This window comes from Ensifer sp. ENS07, from assembly GCF_014852185.1.
Classification (GTDB): domain Bacteria; phylum Pseudomonadota; class Alphaproteobacteria; order Rhizobiales; family Rhizobiaceae; genus Ensifer; species Ensifer adhaerens.
The window spans coordinates 1-498 of record NZ_JACVBE010000068.1; the positions used below are offsets into that span (position 1 = coordinate 1).

The 498-nt window shown below is 55.4% G+C and carries 2 tRNA genes; both read right to left on the reverse strand.

The features are described 5' to 3' along the window. Positions 1-44: 44 nt before the first annotated feature. Positions 45-120 (reverse strand) — tRNA-Ala (locus IB277_RS37665). Positions 121-151: 31 nt separating this feature from the next. After that, a tRNA-Ile gene (locus tag IB277_RS37670) sits at positions 152-228 on the reverse strand. Positions 229-498 lie beyond the last annotated feature (270 nt).

The window sequence follows — 498 nt, forward strand, 5'->3', positions numbered from 1 at the left end:
ATTTTCTCCAAGGATATCTTCCGTCAGTTCAACACCAATCGAATTGGTGGAGCTGAGCGGGATCGAACCGCTGACCCCCTGCTTGCAAAGCAGGTGCTCTCCCAGCTGAGCTACAGCCCCAACCGTTCCGATCATCTGCCAGATCCCAAAATGGTGGGCCCGGGCAGACTCGAACTGCCGACCTCACGCTTATCAGGCGTGCGCTCTAACCACCTGAGCTACGGGCCCATTCCGGTTGCACGCACCACCTAAGTGTCGCTCGACGCTTAAAGTGAGCGGGCGTGGTTCGTATCCTTGTGAGAAAGAGAAACGTGGACGGCGGCACTCGCCATACCAGCCGAATACCAAAGGTATTTCCGTGGCGTATTGCGTTCGATGGTCACCTGACTGGTGCCATCTATGTTCTAAAAAGCACGGGAAAGGTCATGCATCCGAAGATGCCGTCTTCCAATTCCACAGCTTCCTTAGAAAGGAGGTGATCCAGCCGCAGGTTCCCCT